16 protein-coding genes are annotated in these 21,432 nt (G+C 56.2%); 8 read left to right on the top strand and 8 right to left on the bottom strand.

The features are described from left to right. Positions 1–89: 89 nt before the first annotated feature. A complete protein-coding gene (gyrA, locus tag LH86_RS19720) occupies positions 90–2,726 on the bottom strand; it encodes a DNA topoisomerase (ATP-hydrolyzing) subunit A (RefSeq protein WP_039295489.1) in 2,637 nt (878 codons plus the stop codon). A gap of 160 nt (positions 2,727–2,886) precedes the next feature. On the opposite strand from gyrA, the gene ubiG reads away from it, so the two are divergent. From ubiG to yfaE, 4 genes are all read left to right on the top strand, one after another. Further along, positions 2,887–3,606: a bifunctional 2-polyprenyl-6-hydroxyphenol methylase/3-demethylubiquinol 3-O-methyltransferase UbiG gene (gene ubiG, locus LH86_RS19725; RefSeq protein WP_039305006.1), complete on the top strand. Its 720-nt coding sequence runs from the start codon at positions 2,887–2,889 to the stop codon at positions 3,604–3,606. Positions 3,607–3,961: 355 nt separating this feature from the next. Further along, positions 3,962–6,247, top strand: coding sequence for a class 1a ribonucleoside-diphosphate reductase subunit alpha (gene nrdA / locus LH86_RS19730; protein ID WP_039305009.1), 2,286 nt, complete (start codon positions 3,962–3,964; stop codon positions 6,245–6,247). Between the two features lie 104 nt (positions 6,248–6,351). Continuing rightward, on the top strand, positions 6,352–7,482 hold the full coding sequence (gene nrdB / locus LH86_RS19735) for a class Ia ribonucleoside-diphosphate reductase subunit beta (RefSeq protein WP_039305011.1): 1,131 nt from the start codon (positions 6,352–6,354) through the stop codon (positions 7,480–7,482). A gap of 3 nt (positions 7,483–7,485) precedes the next feature. Beyond that, a complete protein-coding gene (gene yfaE, locus LH86_RS19740; protein WP_039305014.1) occupies positions 7,486–7,740 on the top strand; it encodes a class I ribonucleotide reductase maintenance protein YfaE in 255 nt (84 codons plus the stop codon). A gap of 42 nt (positions 7,741–7,782) precedes the next feature. On the opposite strand, the gene glpQ is transcribed toward yfaE, so the two are convergent. Continuing rightward, positions 7,783–8,838, bottom strand: a complete 1,056-nt coding sequence (glpQ, locus tag LH86_RS19745) for a glycerophosphodiester phosphodiesterase (RefSeq protein ID WP_419657212.1) — start codon at positions 8,836–8,838, stop codon at positions 7,783–7,785. Positions 8,839–8,857: 19 nt separating this feature from the next. Beyond that, positions 8,858–10,210: a glycerol-3-phosphate transporter gene (glpT, locus tag LH86_RS19750; RefSeq protein ID WP_039306429.1), complete on the bottom strand. Its 1,353-nt coding sequence runs from the start codon at positions 10,208–10,210 to the stop codon at positions 8,858–8,860. Positions 10,211–10,470: 260 nt separating this feature from the next. On the opposite strand from glpT, the gene glpA reads away from it, so the two are divergent. From glpA to glpC, 3 genes are read left to right on the top strand one after another with little or no spacing between them, the layout of a single operon-like run. Beyond that, positions 10,471–12,081 carry an anaerobic glycerol-3-phosphate dehydrogenase subunit A gene (glpA, locus tag LH86_RS19755; protein ID WP_039305020.1) on the top strand — a complete coding sequence of 537 codons (1,611 nt, stop codon included), beginning with the start codon at positions 10,471–10,473 and terminating at the stop codon, positions 12,079–12,081. After that, positions 12,078–13,343, top strand: coding sequence for a glycerol-3-phosphate dehydrogenase subunit GlpB (glpB, locus tag LH86_RS19760; protein ID WP_039305021.1), 1,266 nt, complete (start codon positions 12,078–12,080; stop codon positions 13,341–13,343). The genes glpA and glpB overlap by 4 nt, the downstream gene beginning before the upstream one ends. Next, the gene (gene glpC / locus LH86_RS19765) at positions 13,330–14,532 is read left to right on the top strand and encodes an anaerobic glycerol-3-phosphate dehydrogenase subunit GlpC (protein ID WP_039305024.1); all 1,203 of its coding nucleotides are present in this window, start codon (positions 13,330–13,332) and stop codon (positions 14,530–14,532) included. The genes glpB and glpC overlap by 14 nt, the downstream gene beginning before the upstream one ends. Positions 14,533–14,535: 3 nt before the next feature. Here glpC and LH86_RS19770 read toward each other — a convergent pair whose 3' ends face one another. Both LH86_RS19770 and LH86_RS19775 read right to left on the bottom strand, forming a co-directional pair. Further along, positions 14,536–15,732, bottom strand: a complete 1,197-nt coding sequence (locus LH86_RS19770; RefSeq protein WP_039305027.1) for a nicotinamide mononucleotide deamidase-related protein YfaY — start codon at positions 15,730–15,732, stop codon at positions 14,536–14,538. A gap of 252 nt (positions 15,733–15,984) precedes the next feature. Then, complete coding sequence (locus LH86_RS19775; protein ID WP_039295503.1) at positions 15,985–16,527, bottom strand: YfaZ family outer membrane protein; 543 nt, start codon at positions 16,525–16,527, stop codon at positions 15,985–15,987. A 259-nt stretch (positions 16,528–16,786) separates the two neighbouring features. Between LH86_RS19775 and katA the strand changes: the two genes are divergently transcribed. Further along, entirely contained in the window at positions 16,787–18,235 is a 1,449-nt protein-coding gene (katA, locus tag LH86_RS19780; RefSeq protein ID WP_039305030.1) for a catalase KatA, read from the top strand. Positions 18,236–18,248: 13 nt separating this feature from the next. Here the strand turns inward: katA and menE are convergent, their stop codons facing one another. From menE to menB, 3 genes are read right to left on the bottom strand one after another with little or no spacing between them, the layout of a single operon-like run. Continuing rightward, entirely contained in the window at positions 18,249–19,604 is a 1,356-nt protein-coding gene (gene menE / locus LH86_RS19785; RefSeq protein WP_039305035.1) for an o-succinylbenzoate--CoA ligase, read from the bottom strand. Continuing rightward, entirely contained in the window at positions 19,601–20,566 is a 966-nt protein-coding gene (gene menC / locus LH86_RS19790; RefSeq protein ID WP_039305044.1) for an o-succinylbenzoate synthase, read from the bottom strand. The genes menE and menC overlap by 4 nt, the downstream gene beginning before the upstream one ends. Beyond that, positions 20,566–21,423, bottom strand: coding sequence for a 1,4-dihydroxy-2-naphthoyl-CoA synthase (gene menB / locus LH86_RS19795; protein ID WP_008459804.1), 858 nt, complete (start codon positions 21,421–21,423; stop codon positions 20,566–20,568). The genes menC and menB overlap by 1 nt, the downstream gene beginning before the upstream one ends. Positions 21,424–21,432: the final 9 nt, after the last annotated feature.

Below are 21,432 nucleotides of genomic sequence, written 5' to 3' on the forward strand. Positions count from 1 at the left end.
ATGCGCTTAAGGTAGCCGCAAAACCTTTGTCCCGCAACGGCAAACAAAAAGGGCCGCCAAAGCGACCCTTTATTTACGACTATTCTGGATTATTCGTCCGCTTCGTCGGCAACATCATCATCGGTATCCGCTTCAGGCGCGATATCATCGTCCCCTTCCGCAACGCTACCGTCGATGCTGTCCAGCTCTTCGTCATCCACAGGTTCGGCGACGCGCTGCAGGCCCACAACGCTTTCGTCTTCCGCAGTACGGATGAGAATAACGCCCTGGGTGTTACGCCCGACCACGCTGACTTCAGACACGCGGGTACGCACCAGCGTACCGGCATCGGTGATCATCATGATCTGGTCGGTGTCTTCCACCTGTACCGCCCCAACGACGCTGCCGTTACGTTCGGTGACTTTGATGGAGATAACGCCCTGCGTTGCACGAGACTTGGTTGGGTACTCGGCCGCCGCGGTGCGTTTACCGTAACCATTCTGGGTGACGGTCAGAATCGCGCCGTCACCGCGAGGAATGATCAGAGAGACCACTTTGTCGTCACCGGCAAGCTTGATCCCGCGAACGCCCGTTGCGGTACGGCCCATGGTACGAACGGCGTCTTCTTTGAAGCGCACCACTTTACCTGCAGCCGAGAACAGCATGGCTTCGTCGCTGCCGTTAGTTAAATCAACGCCAATCAGCTCGTCACCTTCATTAAGGTTAACGGCGATGATGCCCGCAGAACGTGGACGGCTGAAGTCGGTCAGCGCAGTTTTCTTCACTGTACCGCTTGCGGTCGCCATGAACACGTTGATGCCTTCTGCGTACTCGCGCACCGGCAGAATCGCGGTAATACGCTCGTCCTGCTCCAGCGGCAGCAGGTTCACAATTGGGCGGCCACGTGCGCCACGGCTCGCTTCCGGCAGCTGATAAACCTTCATCCAGTACAGGCGACCACGGCTGGAGAACAGTAGGATCGTGTCGTGGGTGTTGGCCACCAGCAGGCGGTCAATAAAGTCTTCTTCTTTAATACGGGCGGCCGACTTGCCTTTGCCACCGCGACGCTGCGCTTCATAATCGGTCAGCGGCTGATACTTCACATAGCCCTGGTGAGACAGGGTGACCACCACATCTTCCTGGTTGATCAGATCTTCAATGTTGATATCTGCGGTGTTGGCGGTGATCTCGGTGCGACGGTTGTCGCCGAACTGATCGCGCATCGCTTCCAGTTCTTCGCGAATCACCTCCATCAGGCGCTCTGCGCTACCCAGGATGTGCAGTAATTCAGCGATCTGCTCCAGCAGCTCTTTATACTCGTCGAGCAGTTTTTCGTGCTCAAGGCCGGTCAGTTTCTGCAGACGCAGATCCAGAATTGCCTGAGCCTGCTGCTCGGTGAGGAAGTATTTACCGTCGCGGATGCCAAACTCAGGCTCCAGCCACTCAGGACGCGCGGCATCGTCGCCCGCACGCTCAAGCATTGCAGAAACGTTGCCCAGGTCCCAGGAACGGGCGACCAGGCTCGCTTTCGCTTCGGCAGCATTTGGCGAGTTACGAATAAGCTCGATGATCGGATCGATATTCGCCAGGGCGATCGCCAGGCCTTCGAGGATGTGCGCGCGATCGCGGGCTTTGCGCAGTTCGAAGATGGTACGGCGGGTCACCACTTCACGGCGGTGGCGCACGAACGCAGACAGGATCTCTTTCAGGGTCATGATCTTCGGCTGACCATGGTGCAATGCCACCATGTTGATACCGAAGGAAACCTGCAGTTGAGTCTGGGAATACAGGTTATTGAGCACCACTTCGCCCACGGCGTCGCGTTTAATCTCAATAACAATGCGCATACCGTCTTTGTCAGACTCATCGCGCAGGGCGCTGATGCCTTCCACGCGTTTGTCTTTCACCAGCTCGGCGATTTTCTCGATCAGGCGAGCTTTGTTCACCTGATACGGAATTTCGTGAACGATGATGGTCTCGCGGCCGGTTTTCGCGTCCGCTTCAACTTCAGCCCGGGCGCGAATATAAATTTTACCGCGGCCGGTGCGATACGCTTCTTCAATACCGCGGCGACCGTTAATGATAGCGGCGGTCGGGAAATCCGGGCCTGGGATGTGTTCCATCAGCCCTTCAACGCTGATGTTCTCGTCTTCAATATAGGCGAGGCAGCCGTTGATCACTTCGGTAATGTTGTGCGGCGGAATGTTCGTCGCCATCCCGACTGCGATACCGGATGCACCGTTTACCAGCAGGTTAGGAATTTTGGTCGGCATGACGTCTGGAATTTTTTCGGTGCCGTCGTAGTTATCGACGAAATCAACCGTCTCTTTTTCCAGGTCTGCCATCAGCTCGTGGGCGATTTTCGACATACGGATTTCCGTATAACGCATCGCCGCGGCGGAGTCGCCGTCTACGGAACCGAAGTTACCCTGGCCGTCGACCAGCATGTAACGCAGGGAAAATGGCTGTGCCATACGGACGATGGTGTCATAAACCGCGGTATCACCATGAGGGTGATATTTACCGATAACGTCACCAACAACACGGGCGGATTTTTTGTATGCTTTGTTCCAGTCATTGCCCAATACGTTCATCGCGTAAAGCACGCGACGGTGTACCGGCTTAAGTCCATCGCGGACATCTGGCAGTGCGCGGCCGACAATAACCGACATCGCATAATCCAGATACGAGCTCTTTAGCTCTTCCTCAATGTTGACCGGCGTAATTTCTCTGGCAAGGTCGCTCATGTAACCGCTATCCCTCTACTGTTTTCCCGGATTCAAAGGTCGCAAATTATAACACATCCGGCCCTGTGTGGGGAAACCTCAACGCAATTGTCGGCGCTTTATTCACGCCGTTAGCCTGATATACTGCCAGCCTTAACATCTGCAAGGAGTCACCGCTGTAATGAATGCTGAAAACCAACCGGTTACGCAGAACGTCGACCTCGAGGAAATCGCCAAATTTGAAGCTGTCGCTTCCCGCTGGTGGGATCTGGAAGGTGAATTTAAGCCGCTGCACCGCATCAACCCGCTGCGTTTAGGCTATATCAACCAGCGCGCCGGTGGGCTGTTCGGTAAAACCGTGCTCGACGTTGGCTGCGGCGGCGGCATTCTGGCGGAAAGCATGGCACGTGAAGGCGCCAACGTCACCGGCCTGGATATGGGCTTTGAACCGCTGCAGGTGGCTCGCCTTCACGCATTGGAAAGCGGCGTTAAGGTGGACTATGTCCAGGAAACGGTAGAAGAACACGCGAGCAAACACGCCGGGCAGTACGACGTCGTAACCTGTATGGAAATGCTGGAACACGTGCCTGACCCACAATCGGTGGTTCACGCCTGCGCGCGTTTAGTTAAACCCGGCGGCCACGTCTTCTTCTCCACCATTAACCGCAACGGCAAAGCCTGGCTGATGGCCGTCGTCGGCGCAGAGTATGTGATGCGCATGGTGCCGAAAGGCACGCACGATGTTAAAAAGTTTATCAAGCCCGCCGAACTCTTACGCTGGGTGGATGAAACCCCGCTGCGCGAGCGCCATATGACCGGATTACATTTCAACCCTATCACCAACGTATTCAAGCTTGGCCCAGGGGTAGATGTTAATTATATGCTGCATACTGAAGCATAAATCGGCATATCGTATAAGGATTGATTATCGATAATTGCGCCAGAGTCGTTGCGCAATTATCGATGAAGTTTAAGAAATCAGCACCCGATCAAAATTTTCATTTTTTTTGCATCCCATTGACAATTCCCTCAAGCCTTACGTGACGTGGACTTACGAAAAAAGCGCCCTGGGGAACCTCATTTTATTGATGAAATCAATACTTGTACTGAACGGATTCCTTACTAGAATACTCACCATCTAGTGACCAATTTGTCACCCACCCCCTATATATAGTATTTATCCACAGAGTTAGTCACAGGCTAACGAATGTGTATAAATCAGGGGAAAACTCATCTCACGGACAGGTAAAACTCACATGAATCAGAGTCTGCTGGTTACAAAACGCGATGGCAGCCAAGAGCGCATCAATCTGGATAAAATTCATCGGGTACTCGACTGGGCCGCTGAGGGTCTGAACAACGTCTCCGTTTCCCAGGTTGAACTGCGTTCCCATATCCAGTTTTACGACGGCATCAAGACTTCTGACATTCATGAAACCATCATCAAGGCTGCAGCCGATCTGATCTCCCGTGACGCCCCGGATTATCAGTACCTCGCCGCTCGCCTGGCAATTTTCCACTTGCGTAAAAAAGCCTACGGCCAGTTTGAGCCGCCGAAGCTTTACGATCAGGTTGTGAAAATGGTTGAGATGGGTAAATACGATCGTCACCTGCTGGAAGACTACACGGAAGAAGAGTTCGAGCAGATGAACGATTTCATCGATCACTGGCGTGACATGAACTTCTCTTACGCGGCGGTGAAGCAGCTCGAAGGTAAATACCTCGTGCAGAACCGCGTTTCCGGTGAGATCTACGAAAGCGCGCAGTTCCTCTATATTCTGGTCGCCGCCTGCCTGTTCTCCGGCTACCCGCGTGAAACCCGCCTCAGCTACGTGAAACGTTTCTACGATGCGGTTTCCACCTTCAAGATTTCCCTGCCTACGCCAATCATGTCCGGCGTGCGCACCCCGACCCGTCAGTTCAGCTCCTGCGTACTGATCGAGTGCGGCGACAGCCTGGATTCCATCAACGCCACCTCCAGCGCAATCGTGAAATACGTTTCCCAGCGTGCAGGTATCGGTATCAACGCCGGCCGCATTCGTGCGTTGGGCAGCCCGATTCGCGGCGGTGAAGCGTTCCACACCGGCTGTATCCCGTTCTATAAGCACTTCCAGACTGCGGTGAAGTCCTGCTCCCAGGGCGGCGTGCGCGGCGGGGCAGCAACGCTGTTCTACCCGATGTGGCATCTGGAAGTAGAAAGCCTGCTGGTGCTGAAAAACAACCGTGGCGTGGAAGGTAACCGCGTGCGCCACATGGACTACGGCGTACAGATCAACAAACTGATGTACACCCGTCTGCTGAAGGGCGAAGAAATCACCCTGTTCAGCCCGTCTGACGTACCGGGGCTGTACGACGCTTTCTTTGCCGACCAGGACGAGTTTGAGCGCCTGTACACCAAATACGAGAAAGACGACAGCATCCGTAAACAGCGCGTGAAAGCGGTGGAACTGTTCTCCCTGATGATGCAGGAACGCGCCTCCACCGGCCGTATCTACATCCAGAACGTTGACCACTGCAACACCCACAGCCCGTTCGACCCGGCGATTGCCCCGGTGCGCCAGTCCAACCTGTGCCTGGAAATCGCCCTGCCGACCAAACCGCTGGACGACGTCAACGACGAAAACGGCGAAATCGCCCTGTGTACGCTGTCCGCGTTCAACCTTGGCGTGATTGACAGCCTGGACGATCTGGAAGAGATGGCGGTGCTGGCTGTTCGCGCGCTCGACGCCCTGCTCGACTACCAGGATTACCCAATTCTGGCGGCAAAACGCGGCGCGATGGGCCGTCGTACCCTCGGTATCGGCGTGATTAACTTTGCCTATTATCTGGCGAAGCACGGCGTGCGTTACTCCGACGGCAGCGCAAACAACCTGACGCACAAGACTTTCGAAGCCATTCAGTACTACCTGCTGAAAGCGTCAAACGAACTGGCGAAAGAGCAAGGTGCCTGCCCGTGGTTCAACGAAACCACTTATGCAAAAGGCATCCTGCCAATCGACACCTACAAGAAAGACCTGGATGCCATCAGCAACGAGCCGCTGCATCTGGACTGGGAAGGCCTGCGTGAGTCCATCAAAACTCACGGCCTGCGCAACTCCACGCTTTCTGCCCTGATGCCGTCCGAGACCTCTTCGCAGATCTCCAACGCCACCAACGGCATTGAGCCGCCGCGCGGCCACATCAGCATTAAAGCGTCGAAAGACGGGATCCTGCGCCAGGTTGTGCCGGATTATGAAGCGCTGAAAAACAACTACGAGCTGCTGTGGGAAATGCCGAGCAACGACGGCTATCTGCAGTTGGTTGGCCTGATGCAGAAGTTTATCGACCAGTCGATCTCTGCCAACACCAACTACGACCCAACGCGCTTCCCGTCAGGCAAAGTACCAATGCAGCAGTTGCTGAAGGATCTGCTCACCGCCTATAAATTCGGCGTGAAGACCCTGTACTATCAAAACACCCGTGACGGCGCGGAAGACTCTCAGGATGACCTGGCGCCTTCCATCCAGGACGATGGCTGCGAAAGCGGCGCATGCAAAATCTGATTGTCGTTTTCGCCTCACCTCTGCTTATCCCGGCCCCGTGCCAGTCCCCTCTCCCTTAGGGAGAGGGTCAGGGTGAGGGAAAACAAAATAACGGAATACAAATAATGGCTTACACTACTTTTTCACAGACGAAAAACGATCAGCTCGCCGAGCCTATGTTCTTTGGTCAGTCGGTCAACGTGGCGCGCTACGACCAGCAGAAATACGACATCTTCGAAAAGCTGATTGAAAAGCAGCTTTCCTTCTTCTGGCGCCCGGAAGAAGTAGACGTCTCCCGCGACCGTATCGACTTCCAGGCGCTGCCGGAGCATGAGAAGCACATCTTCATCAGCAACCTGAAGTACCAGACGCTGCTGGATTCTATTCAGGGCCGCAGCCCGAACGTCGCGCTGCTGCCGCTGATCTCCATTCCTGAGCTGGAAACCTGGGTTGAAACCTGGGCGTTTAGCGAGACCATTCACTCTCGCTCTTACACCCACATCATCCGCAACATCGTGAACGATCCGGCGATCGTCTTTGACGACATCGTCACCAACCAGGAAATCCTCAAGCGCGCCAAAGACATCTCTGGCTACTACGATGACCTGATTGAGATGACCAGCTACTGGCACCTGCTGGGCGAAGGCACGCACAACGTGAACGGCAAAACCGTCACCGTGAACCTGCGTGCGCTGAAGCGTCAGCTGTACCTCTGCCTGATGAGCGTTAACGCCCTGGAAGCGATTCGCTTCTACGTGAGCTTCGCCTGTTCCTTCGCTTTTGCCGAGCGCGAGCTGATGGAAGGTAACGCCAAAATCATCAAGCTGATCGCCCGTGACGAAGCCCTGCACCTGACCGGCACCCAGCATATGCTGAACCTGATGCGCAGCGGTGAAGACGATCCAGAAATGGCAGAAATCGCGCAGGAATGCCGCCAGGAGTGCTACGACCTGTTCGTGCTGGCCGCTCAGCAGGAAAAAGAGTGGGCAGACTACCTGTTCCGCGACGGCTCGATGATTGGCCTGAACAAAGACATCCTTTGCCAGTATGTGGAGTACATCACCAACATCCGCATGCAGGCCGTGGGTCTTGATCTACCGTTCCAGACTCGCTCCAACCCGATTCCGTGGATCAACGCGTGGCTGGTGTCCGACAACGTACAGGTTGCGCCGCAGGAAGTGGAAGTCAGCTCCTACCTGGTGGGCCAGATTGACTCGGAAGTCGATACCGACGATCTGAGCAACTTCCAGCTGTAAACAATGGGCCGCATTACGCTCAGCATTACCGGCGCGCAGTTGATGAGCGAAGAGGAACACCCTTCGCTATTGGCGGCGCTGGAGTCACACCAAGTCTGCGTAGAGTATCAGTGCCGGGAAGGCTATTGCGGTTCATGCCGCACTAAGCTGCTGGCGGGTGAAGTTCAGTGGCTGACCGAGCCGCTGGCGTTTATCCAGCCCGGTGAAATTCTCCCTTGTTGCTGTAAGGCACGAGGAGATATCGAACTCGAGATGTAGTGATGTAAAAAAGGCCGCTAATGCGGCCTTTTTTATTAACGATTACGGCTTATTAAGAAACCGCACGGCCTTGTCCGGGAAGTCAGTAAACAGCCCATCTACGCCCGCCTGGTTATACAGCACGTCGTACAGCTGATTCACATCGCTCACGTAGTCCGGCAGCGCGTCCGACCTTACCGTGTAAGGATGCACCGTCAATTTGCTGGCGTGTGCTTCGGTCACCATATCGGTAAGCTTCACATGGCCTTTGGTTGACGCCTTCTCCACCAGCATATGGTAGTCCGGGCCAATGCCGTCGGCATACTGGGCAATCTGCTTCATCGCGCCTGGCTTAAACATCCAGTCGTAGCTGTAGTTCACCCACTTGCCGTCCGGCTGTTTTTCCTGGGTCTCATTCCAGTCGGTATAGGCGATAAGCTGCACCAGGTTAAGGTTCATGCCCATCTTCGGCTCAAGCTCGTTTTTAATGCGCTTCAGCTCGGCGGCGTCAAAGCACTGAAGATAGACCTTATCCTGCTTGCTGGTGTAGCCGTACTGCTTCAGCACCTCAAGCGTTTTTGCCGCGATATCCTTGCCTTCCTGATGGTGGAACCACGGCGCTTTTATCTCAGGATAGATACCGATGTTTTTCCCGGTGGAATGGTTCAGCCCCTGAACAAACTCGATCTCTTCTTCAAAGGTGTGCACGCGGAAATCAGATTTACCCATCGGGAAACGCCCCGGATAGGTCTGCACCTGCTTGCCGTTAACGATGTCGAAGCCCTCGGTGAACTTCAGAGACTTGATTTCCGCCAGCGTAAAGTCGATGGCGTAGTAGCGCCCGTCTTTGCGCGCCCGATCCGGGAAGCGCTTCGCGACGTCGGTCACCCTGTCCAGATAGTGGTCATGCAGCACCACCAGTCTGTCGTCTTTGGTCATCACCAGGTCTTGCTCAAGGTAATCCGCGCCCTGGGCATAGGCCATCGCCTTCGCCGGCAGCGTGTGCTCGGGCAGGTAGCCGCTGGCGCCCCGGTGGGCAATCACGATTTTGTCCGTCGTCTGGGCGAAGACGCTGCTGGTTGCCACCAGCACCACACCCGCCAGTAAAGATTTTGCCATCAGTTTCATGGTGTTTTCCTTAGCCGTTTTTCAGCATTTTTTCATCGTGGTGTTTACGCTCACCAATCATCACCACAATCAGCAACAGCACGGCCAAAATACTGCCGCCAATCATCACGATAAAGCCGCCGTCCCAGCCGAAGAAGTCCACGGTGTAGCCGACAATCGCGCTGGCCGCGACCGAGCCGCCCAGGTAGCCAAACAGGCCGGTAAAGCCCGCTGCCGTCCCTGCCGCTTTCTTAGGTGCAAGCTCAAGCGCATGCAGGCCAATCAGCATCACCGGGCCGTAAATCAGGAAACCGATAACGATCATACAGGTCATATCCACGCCCGGATTGCCCGGCGGGTTGAGCCAGTAAACCACGGTGGCAATTGTCACCAGCACCATGAAGAACACGCCTGTCGCGCCGCGGTTACCTTTAAACACCTTGTCCGACATCCAGCCGCACAGCAGCGTGCCGGGAATACCCGCGTATTCATAAAGGAAGTAGGCCCACGAGGATTTATCCAGCGCGAAGTGCTTCACTTCTTTCAGGTAAGTTGGCGACCAGTCCAGGATGCCGTAACGCAGCAAATAGACAAACACGTTGGCAATGGCGATGTACCACAGCAGACGGTTAGGGAAGACGTACTTCATGAAGATCTGCTTAGCCGTCAGCTCTTCTTCCGCTTTCTCGCTGTAATCGTCCGGGTAGTCGTTTTTGTACTCTTCAATCGGCGGCAGGCCGCAGGATTGAGGCGTGTCGCGCATTAAACCGAAAGCGATAATCGCCACAATGATGGCGGCGAAAGCGGGCATGTACAGCGCCGCATGCCAGTCGTTAAACCACGCCATCCCCAGCAGGAACAGCAGCGGAGGAATACCACCGCCGACGTTATGGGCGCAGTTCCAGACGGAAACAATGCCTCCACGCTCCTTCTGCGACCACCAGTGCACCATGGTGCGCCCGCACGGCGGCCATCCCATGCCCTGGAACCAGCCACAGGCGAACAGCAGCACAAACATGATTGCGATGCTGGACGTTGCCCACGGCACAAAGCCCATAAACAGCATCACGGCGGCGGCAAGAATCAGCCCGGCGGGTAGAAATACGCGCGGATTCGAGCGATCGGAGACCGAACCCATGATGAATTTCGAAAATCCGTAAGCGATCGAAATCCCGGAAAGTGCAAAACCGAGATCGCCTCGGGAGAAGCCCTGCTCCACCAGATACGGCATCGCAAGGGTAAAGTTTTTCCTCACCAGATAGTAAGCGGCATAACCAAAAAAGATACCCATGAAGATTTGCCAGCGCAGGCGGCGATAGGTCGGATCTATCTGCTCCTCTGGCAAACGCGTCTTATGCGCGGCGGGTTTGAAGATACTTAACATACGAGCCTCCGTGGCGTTGATGTTCAGCGGGAGCAAGCGGCTCCTGCCAAATGTTCTTTTGCGAGCGCATGGTAGTTATCTGGGCGCGTATTTACTGTGAAACATCGCACACAATGTTACATTTTTATTACAGAAAGGCGAAATGGTGCATATTTTCACTAATTATTTTCGTTTATTGCTCGAATTTGCTCGCAATCAAACATTCCACACTTTCTTTGTGGCTGAATAACGGTAAATAAAAAAGGGTAAAGGAGCACCATGTGAGCAGAGAAGCGGACGTGATTATCATCGGTGGAGGGGCAACCGGTGCCGGCATAGCGCGAGACTGCGCCCGCCGCGGGCTGAAAGTACTGCTGCTTGAACGTCACGACATCGCAACCGGTGCCACAGGCCGCAATCACGGCCTGCTTCATAGCGGCTCACGCTATGCGGTCACCGACGGAGAATCCGCCAAAGAGTGCATCGAAGAAAACCGCATTCTACGGCGGATTGCCCGCCACTGTATCGAGCCCACGGATGGCCTGTTTATTACCCTGCCGGAAGATGACCTGGGGTTTCAAAGCGGGTTTATCGCCGCCTGCCGCCAGGCCGGTATTCCCGCAGAAGCATTGGATCCCAGAGAGGCATTGCGGCTGGAGCCTTCAGCCAATCCATCGCTTCTCGGCGCGGTTCGTGTTCCGGATGGCACGGTCGATCCCTTCCGCCTCACCGCCGCTAACATGCTTGATGCCAAAGAACACGGGGCAGAAGTGCTGACGGGCTGCGAGATCACCGGGCTGATTCGCGAAGGCTCACGCGTTTGCGGCGTGCGAGTCTTCAACCACCTTACGCGCCAGCCAGGTGAGTTCCGGGCGCCAATGGTGGTAAATGCCGCAGGGATCTGGGGGCAACGCATCGCAGAATATGCCGATCTCAGCGTAAAAATGTTCCCGGCCAAAGGGACATTACTGATCCTCGGGCACCGCATCAATAACATGGTCATCAACCGCTGCCGCAAACCGGCAGACGCCGATATTCTGGTCCCCGGCGATACCATTTCGCTTATCGGTACAACTTCAACGCATATCGACTACGACCAAATCGACAACATGTGCGTCGCGCCGGATGAAGTGGACGCGCTGATTCGTGAGGGAGAAAAACTGGCGCCGGTGCTGGGCCGAACCCGCATCCTTCGGGCCTACGCTGGCGTCCGACCTCTGGTTGCCAGCGACAACGATCCTACCGGGCGCAGCGTCAGCCGCGGAATTGTGCTGCTGGACCACGCGAAGCGCGACGGCATGGACGGCTTCATCACCATTACCGGCGGGAAACTGATGACCTACCGCCTGATGGCGGAGTGGGCAACGGACCTGGTTTGCGAGCGTTTAGGCAACACCACGCCCTGCTCCACGGCTTCAGCGTCGCTGCCGGGCTCCGAGCAGACCGCGGAGCAAACGCTGGGGAAAGTTATCTCCTTACCGCCAACAATTCGCGGTTCCGCCGTCTGGCGGCACGGTGACCGAGCGACGCGGCTGCTCAATAACAGCCGACTCAGCAACAGCCTGGTGTGCGAATGCGAAGCCGTCACCACCGGCGAAGTGCGCTATGCCATTGATGCCCTGGGCGTAAAAAACCTGGGAGATTTGCGCCGCAGAACGCGCGTCGGCATGGGCACCTGCCAGGGCGAGCTGTGCGCCTGTCGGGCAGCCGGTCTCCTGCAGCGCTTCCAGCTCACTACGCCTGCCCAATCGCTGGAGCAGCTCTCTCACTTCCTCAACGAACGCTGGAAGGGCGTTCGCCCTGTCGCCTGGGGAAATGCACTGCGAGAAAGCGAATTTACCGCCTGGGTTTACCAGGGGCTATGCGGTCTGGATAACGGAGAACAGGGATGAAATTCGACACTATTATCATTGGCAGCGGCCTGGCCGGACTGACAGCCGGCATAAAGCTGGCGGAAAGCGGCCAGCGCTGCGCCATCGTCAGCCGTGGGCAAAGCGCGCTGCACTTCTCTTCTGGCTCACTGGATTTGCTTTCAACGTTACCGGACGGCACTCCCGTTCACCAGCCAGAGGCCGCGCTGGAAAACCTGGCGGAGCAAGCGCCTCATCACCCCTATAGCCTGATGGGCAAAGAGCGTGTGCTGGCGCTCGCCGCAGAGAGTGAGCAACTGCTGGCCAGGGCTGGTATTCCGCTGGTGGGTCATCACCGCCAGAATCACCTCAGAATCACGCCGCTGGGCAAGCAAAGAGCCAGCTGGCTCAGCCCGCCGGAAGTGCCACAGGCGCCGTTGCCCTGGCAAAAAGTGACGGTGATTAATATTGCTGGCTTCCTGGATTTTCAGGCTGAGCTGGTGGCGGGTTCACTGTCAGCCACCGGCTGTAACGTGCACGTCGCCGAGCTTACCTTGCCGGTACTCGATGTCCTGCGAAACAACCCCAGCGAGTTTCGCGCCGTGAACATTGCCCGGGTGCTGGATCTGCCGGAAAACCTTCCGGCGCTGGTGGATGAACTCAGGCTGCTATTAGGCAGCGGTGAAGCCATGATCCTGCCCGCCTGCCTCGGCCTGGAGGAAAGTACGGTTTCAGCCCTGCAACAGGCGCTAAACGTGCCGGTAAAACTGCTGCCAACGCTGCCGCCTTCGGTACTTGGGATGAGGTTACACAATGCACTCCGCCGCCGTTTTCAGACCCTGGGCGGGCTTGTTATGCCCGGTGATGCCGTGACTGGCGCTCAGCTTGAACAAGGGCGTATCAATGCCCTGTTCACCAAAAATCATCGTGGAGTGCCGCTGCGGACCCGGCATGTCATCCTGGCCAGCGGCAGCTTTTTCAGCGGCGGGCTGGAAGCTACCAGACAACACGTTATCGAGCCCATCTTCGGGCTGGACGTGAACATCCAGGCCGATCGAGCCGCCTGGAGCAAGACAGATTTCTTTACGCCGCAGCCCTGGCTGCAGTTTGGGCTCACCGTAAATCACCACTTTCAGCCGTCTCACCACGGGGAATACACTAAAAATCTCTACGCGATTGGCTCTGTGCTGGGGGGCTTTGATCCTATCCAGCAAGGATGCGGGGCCGGTGTGTCGATGCTCACGGCGCTCTGCGTGGCCGATCAAATCCTTGTTGCCGCGGAGGCTTGCCATGAACCTGCTTGATGAAACCAGCTTTGAAAGCTGTATTAAATGCACGGTCTGCACCACGGCTTGCCCGGTAAGCCGCGTTCGCCCGGAATATCCAGGGCCAAAACAGGCCGGGCCCGACGGAGAAAGGCTGCGCCTGAAAGATCCTTCACTCTATGACGACGCGCTGAAGTACTGCACCAACTGCAAGCGCTGTGAAGTCTCCTGCCCGTCCGAGGTAAAAATTGGCGATATCATCCAGCGGGCGCGGGCCAAATATGGCGAACATAAACCTTCGCTGCGCGATGCGATTCTCAGCCATACGGATTTACTCGGTACGCTCTCCACGCCCTTCGCCCCGCTGATCAACGCGACTACCGGTATGAAGCCCGTACGCAAGCTGCTGGATAAAACCCTGAAAATTGATTCCCACCGCGAGTTGCCCAAATACTCTTTCGGCACCTTCCGCCAGTGGTATCGGCGCCAGGCGGCGCATCAGGCCTGCTTCCCGCATCAGGTTGCGTTTTTCCATGGCTGTTTCGTGAACTACAACCATCCGCAGCTCGGCAAAGACATGGTCAAAGTGCTTAACGCGATGGACATCGGCGTCCAGCTGTTGCAAAGAGAAAAATGCTGCGGCGTGCCGCTTATCGCCAACGGCTTTATCGAAAAGGCAAAGAAACAGGCAAAGGTAAACATCAGCTCGCTGGAAGAAGCCGTGATACAGCGCGGACTGCCGGTCATTGCGACCTCCTCAACCTGTACCTTTACGCTGCGCGATGAATATCCGCATATTCTTGGCATCGACACAGCCCCGGTTCGCGAACAGATTGAACTCGCCACGCGTTATATCTGGAAACTGCTGGAAGAGGATGGCAGAACGCTACCGTTAAAAAATACCCCACTGCGTATCGCTTATCATACGCCTTGCCATATGGAGAAAATGGGCTGGACGCTCTATTCCATTGAGTTGCTGCGGCGTATTCCCGGCGTGGAACTGGTGATGCTGGACTCCCAGTGCTGCGGCATTGCCGGGACCTATGGGTTTAAAAAGGAGAACTACCTGACGTCACAGCGTATCGGCGCCCCGCTGTTCCAGCAGATTGAAGAGAGTGGCGTAGACCTGGTGGTGACGGACTGCGAAACCTGTAAATGGCAGATAGAAATGTCCACCAGCAAACGCTGCGAGCACCCGATCACGCTGCTGGCCCGGGCGCTCGCCTGAAGCCTAGAGGCTGGCTGACTCCACGACCTTAATCCAGCCGTGCTCGCTTTCCAGCGGCTGGCCGTTGAGCCAGCGGCGCACCACGTTCAGCGCCATCATGGTGCAAACTTCCTGACGAATTGCCAGCGCGTGGCGGCTGGTACCAAACTTCACGCCCAGGCCAAAAGTACCGCCTGGCGTGGAGAGCGCAAAGTTAATCTTCTGCTCTTCTTCACCAGAAATCACCAGGGCCAGATCGCTCTGTTGGTCCAGGCGCAATTCTGCGCTGGACGCTAACGTATCAGCCAGGGCTTCAGGTGCCGGAGGTAAAATACGGCTCGCCCGAAGTGCGGCCTGCGCACGGTTTAACTGCACCGCCAGCAGGCCCCCGGTAAACTGCTCGCTAACCGCGATGGTCAGAGAACGCTCCGCAAGGCGACGTGCTATTTGCGCCGGAAGCCCTTCGGTGCCCTCGAAAATCAGACTTTCACCCGCCACGCGGCGGACTTCCGGCCAGACGGCCTCCATCGCTTCACGCTGGCTGGCCGGGCCGGTCAGCTTAAGCTCAATGATTGGCATCGATGAGCGATAGCCCATCACCACGCCCTCCGGCAGCGCCAGCGGATCAAGCGATTGCGCCAGCTCGCTCTCGGAGCGTCCAAAAGTTGTTAAGCGCAGGCATATCGGCGGTTCGGGGAGGGTAAAACGCTCCCGCAGTCGGGGCATGATTTGTTTGTCTACCATAGCCTTAAACTCTGACGGTACGCCGGGGGTGAAAAACATCAGGCAGCGGTTTAAGGTCAATGCAAAGCCGCAGGCGGTGCCGACGGGATTATCGATCATCTCACTGTTAGCCGGGATTTGCGCCTGCTTGCGGTTGCTCGGCGCCATCACTCGCCCGCGCTCGGCAAAAAACTGCTCCATATAGGTTAACCATTCCGCATGCTCAACCAGCTCAACGCCGGACGCCGTAGCCGCCGCCAGCGCGCTTAGATCATCGCTGGTTGGCCCCAGGCCACCGTTAACAATCAGCACATCGGCTTCGTGGCTACGCTCTTTCAGCACGGCAACCAGGTCAGGCAGACTGTCGCCAACCGTATTGCGGCGCGACATGGGTAAACCCTGATTAAATAGATAGTCGGCAAGCCAGGCCGCATTGGTGTCGGTAATTTGCCCGTACAGCACTTCGTCGCCGGTGGACAGCATTTCTACTTTTAACATCTTTTACTCCGCAGCAGGGGAACGCCCCACTATAGCGCAGGCACCAAAGAACGGCAGGTACAAAAAACGCGGCTAAAAGCCGCGCTTAGACTACTGACCAACCTCTGGCGATAGAAAAAACACCAAAGGATTTGTCAAAAAAACTGGAAAATCAATTCATTGATTTTCGGCCGATAACCACAAAGAGGGAAAAACCACGCTTTTTTCCTCTTTGTCAGCAACGTCAACGCGGCTAAAAGCCGCGTTAATGGGTTAGAAGCTGGCGCTCACGCCCACATACGGACCGTCGGCAACGGTGTCGGTACGATCGCCGTCTTTGCCGCCAAGGCTAATATAGCGGTAACCCACTTGCGCTGAGAACGGACGCATAAAGTTCCAGCTTGCACCGGCGCTGGCCTCTTTGTAGTCCTTCACGCCGCTGGACAGAGAGTCCGGGGAGTAGTAGTAATCGCCAAATACAGCAATATCAGGCGTAATTGGCCATCTCAGACCACCGCCTGCAGCAACCGCATAGCCTTCTTTACGATCTTTCGGATGCAGATAAACACCACGGCCACCCACGGTTGCCATCATCGGCCCCAAAGGAATATTAAAACCGAGGCCAAGACCTACGGCATCACCGTTGTCGTCGTTATGCGCATAGTTACCGGTTACCGCGATGCCGCTGCTTTCGGTGCCAAAACCCACGCCGAGGTTAGTGTATTCTTTGCCGACTTCAGCACTCACGCCAATTGCGCTGGCACCTGCGGAAACCAGCAGTAAACCCGCGCCGCCGGCTAAAAGTAATTTATTCATTCCTTGGTTCCTGAAAAAGAAAAAGGGCTGCCCTTAAAAATGCCATTGAATGGCGTGGCGCATTATCTTATTAACGCGCAGGAAAATGCCAATATTTCCTTGATTGTAAGAAAATGAAAAGAAGCACTTTCACGTTACAAGATCAATGACTCATAGCCGCTCTAAGTGACACATTGAGCAAGTGAACATAAGGCACAGTTAAAAAGTGGTTTTAGTTGAGCATTTTTTTACGTGAATACTGATTACCAAGGAGGCATTAATGAGCAAGAAAGGATTAACAACCGGCGCAGGCGCTCCCGTTGTAAACAACAACAACGTTGCTACCGCAGGCCCACGTGGCCCGATGCTGCTTCAGGACGTCTGGTTCCTTGAAAAACTCGCCCACTTTGACCGCGAAGTAATCCCTGAGCGCCGTATGCACGCGAAAGGCTCCGGCGCGTTTGGTCATTTCACCGTCACCCATGACATCACCCGCTACACCCGGGCAAAATTATTCTCAGAAATCGGCAAAAAAACAGAGCTGTTCCTGCGCTTCTCCACCGTTGCCGGCGAGCGCGGCGCGGCAGACGCCGAACGAGATATTCGCGGCTTTTCCATGAAATTCTATACCGAGGAAGGAAACTGGGACCTGGTGGGCAACAACACGCCGGTGTTCTATCTCCGTGACCCGCTGAAGTTCCCGGATCTGAACCACGTCGTCAAACGCGATCCACGCACTAACTTGCGTAACCCAACGTATAAATGGGATTTCTTCTCGCACCTGCCGGAAGCCCTTCATCAGTTGACCATCGATTTCAGCGACCGTGGCTTACCGCGCTCTTATCGTCACATTCACGGTTTTGGCAGCCATACCTTCAGCTTTATCAATAGCGACCATCAGCGTTTCTGGGTGAAGTTCCACCTCAAATCCCAGCAGGGCATTGAGAACCTGATGGATGATGAAGCCAGCCGCCTGATTGCAGAGGACCGCGAAAGCTCCCAGCGGGATCTGTACGAATCCATTAAGGCCGGTGATTTCCCTCGCTGGACGCTGTTCGTGCAAATTATGCCGGAAGCCGAAGCGTCAAAAACGCCGTACAACCCGTTTGATCTGACCAAAGTCTGGCCACACGGCGACTATCCATTAATAGAAGTGGGCGTGCTGGAACTGAACCGCAACCCGGAAAACTATTTCTCTGACGTTGAACAGGTGGCGATGTCCCCGGCCAACGTCGTGCCGGGCATTGGTTTCTCACCGGATCGCATGCTGCAGGGCCGCCTGTTCTCCTACGGCGACGCGCACCGTTATCGCCTGGGCGTGAACCATCATCAAATTCCGGTGAACGCGCCAAAATGCCCGTTCCACAACTATCACCGCGACGGGGCCATGCGAGTGGATGGCAACAGCGGCAATGGCGCAACCTACGAGCCAAACAGCTTTAACGTTTTCCAGGAACAGCCAGATTTCAGCGAGCCGCCGTTGAGCCTGGAAGGCGCCGCCGACCACTGGAACCATCGGGAAGATAGCGACTACTTCAGCCAGCCGCGCGCACTATATAACCTGCTGAGCGATGAAGAGCATCAGCGTATGTTTGTGCGCATTGCGGGTGATATGAAAGACGTCCCGGAAAACATTCAGAACCGTCAGATTTGCCTGTTCAGCCAGGTGCATCCTGAATACGGTGCCGGGGTAGCGAATGCACTTCAGGCACTGAAGAACAATAAGTAACACCTTGCAGGGGTTATGCCCCTGCAGCCCACTCTGTCAGCCTGCGGCGGGAGATTTTAATCCCGCCCTGTTTTAACTCCTGCGGCAGCGCCAGCCAGCGCACGGGCCGCTGAAAACGGGGCAGCTTTCCGTCAAGCCAGGCGGCAATGTCGTTAAACTCACATCCTGCACTTATCTCAACTACGGCAACGGGCCGCTGGCCAAACTCAGCATCGTCCACCGGCACCACAAACACCTGCTGAACCGCTGGATGCGCGGCAATTACCTGCTCCACCTCTTCCGGCTGGATGCCCTCTCCGCCGCTGAAAAATTGGTTATCAAGACGCCCGACGATCGTCAGGCGGCCCGAATGCAAAACGCCCCGATCGCGGGTAGCAAACCACCCATGCTCATTCACCAGAGGAATAAGCTGCCCGTCACGCCAGTAGCCGCAGGCCAGGCTGTCCGCTTGTATCCACACTTCTTCATCGACAATTCTTACCTTCCGGCCCGGCAGCGGTGCCCCAACATCAGGCTGACCGTCGGCGCGTTTCACACAAACCGTAGACGCCAGTTCTGTGAGGCCATAGCCACACCAGCAACGCACCCCACGCGCTTCGGCCTGCTGCGTCAGCTCAACGGGGATGGCTGCCCCGCCGAGGAGCACTTCACGCAATGCCAGAGGTTCATTTTTTTCCAGCAGCCGCCAAAGCTGTGTGGGCACTAATGAAGCGTGGGTGCAGCCACGTAGCGCCTCGTTTATCGATTGTGCGCTTGAGAGCGCCAACTGGCCGCCGGCATACAGCCAGCGCCAGAGGATCCCCTGCCCGGAAACGTGAAACAGTGGGAGCGACAGAAGCCAGCTATCCTCGGGGCGGTAATTCATCATCTCCAGGACGCCCGCCGCGCTGGCAAGGTGGGCAGAGAATGTATGCACCGCCGCTTTAGGTAACCCGGTTGAACCAGAGGTCAGCGTCATAGAGGCGAAACGCGATGGCTTCCAGGTTTCGCGCCAGGGCTCAGCATCCGCCAGCTGCAACGGCGTTAATCCCAGTAGCGGTGAACCATCGGTTAACGTTATGCCATAGCTCAACGTCATCGACGGCAAAAGCTGCGCCAGCAAACTGTCAGGCAGCTGAGGATTTAACGGCAGAATGCGCGCCCCGCACTGCCATAACGCCAGCCAGACGAGCAGCGTTTGCGGGCCATTTTTCGCTTTAAGCGCAACGCCATCGCCTTCTTTTACCCCTTGCTGGCGAAAGCCTCCCGCCAGCGCATCCACGCGCTGGCACAGGGTTTGCCAGGTTAAGAGTTCATCGTCGAGACGGAGCGCAACACTTGTGCCCCTGACGTTTGCCCAGTGACGCCACGGCCAGTCGGTAAATATCATCGAATACGCTCGAGCCCGTCTGCGCTAACACAAGGCAGAGGACTGCCGGGCCAACTGCGCTCAAGCTGAGACTGCATCAGGGATAAAGTATCCAGCCCAGGCAAGATTCCCGGTGTGAGCCAGGCGGCGATGCGGGCCAACTGAGTCAAACCGAGGCTGGACTCAATGGAGGAGCTGATCACCGCGTTAAGCCCCAGACGATGTGCCTCAGCAACCTGCTCACGCACTTTGTCCAGACTACCGGTAAGCGTCGGTTTGATAACCACTGCCGAAACGCCTGGCTCAGCGGTGAAAGTAAAATCAGCTTCCCGCAGGCTTTCGTCCCAGGCAATTGCAATCCCCGTTTCCCGGCTGAACTCTCGGGACTGTTCACGGGTTTTGCATGGTTCTTCGATAAAATCGATGCGCGAACGGTGATCCGGGTTGACGTATTTAGCGAACTGCTGCGCCTTGAGCGGCGTCCAGCTGCGGTTAGCATCGAGGCGCAGACGAAGTTCAGGCACGGCTTCAAGCAATAAATTGACCACCATGCCGTCGCGAACGGCTTCGTACAGCCCCACTTTCACCTTCGCGATTTTTTCACCCGGCATTTGGGCCAGCGCCAGGATCAGCTCGTCCGGGTCGCCGGTACACAGCGGCGCGGCGCGGTAGTCTGCGGCCTGCGGCAGGCTATCCCCAGCTTCTGCCAGCGCACAGCTCAAGCCAAAGGCGACCGACGGTATCTCGGGTAACGGAGTCGATTCATCTGCCACCCACAGCGCAAGCCAGCGCTCGACCTGCGCCTGAGCCTCCGCGAGTGTTTCCTGGCTAAATCCCGGCAGAGGCGAAATTTCGCCCCATCCGCTCCGCTCGCCCAATGCCAGGCGCACCAGCAACCCATCTCTAAATTTGAGACGCTGATCGCGAAGCACTACGCCAGCCTCCATTGGGATTTTAAAGCGCCACAGCGCCGCGCTACGCATTACGGATTCCGTTTAAATTTGCTGAAGTCCGGCTGGCGCTTCTGGTTAAACGCATTGCGCCCTTCCTGGCCTTCTTCAGTCATATAGAACAGCATCGTGGCGTTCCCGGCCAGTTCCTGCAGCCCGGCCTGACCGTCGCAGTCGGCATTCAGCGCCGCTTTCAGGCAACGCAGCGCCATCGGGCTGTTCTGCAGCATTTCACGGCACCAGCGCACGGTCTCTTTTTCCAGATCGGCAATCGGCACAACGGTATTCACCAGCCCCATGTCCAGCGCTTCTTTTGCGTCGTACTGGCGGCACAGGAACCAAATCTCGCGCGCTTTTTTCTGGCCGACAATACGCGCCATGTAGGAAGCGCCCCAGCCGCCGTCGAATGAACCAACTTTTGGGCCAGTCTGGCCGAACACGGCGTTTTCCGCCGCGATGGTCAGGTCACACATCATGTGCAGAACATGGCCGCCGCCGATGGAGAAACCCGCCACCATCGCCACAACCGGTTTAGGGCAGGTGCGAATTTGGCGCTGGAAATCGAGCACGTTCAGATGATGCACGCCGCTGGCATCCTGATAGCCGCCGTAGTCGCCACGCACTTTTTGGTCGCCGCCCGCACAGAAGGCTTTTTCCCCTTCGCCGGTCAGAATAATGGTGCCGATGTTGTCGTCATAGCGAGCATCGGCCAGGGCATTGATCATCTCTTTGACGGTCAGTGGACGAAACGCATTACGAACTTCCGGGCGGTTGATGGTGATTTTGGCGATGCCATCGCTGGATTTGTGGTAGCGAATATCGGTGTAACCTTCGGAGCAATCCAGCCATTCAATCGGGGCATAAAGCATTTGTTCATCAGGATAAATCATGAAAGATCC

The sequence above is a fragment of the Cedecea neteri genome (genome assembly GCF_000758325.1).
Taxonomy (GTDB): Bacteria; Pseudomonadota; Gammaproteobacteria; order Enterobacterales; family Enterobacteriaceae; genus Cedecea; species Cedecea neteri_B.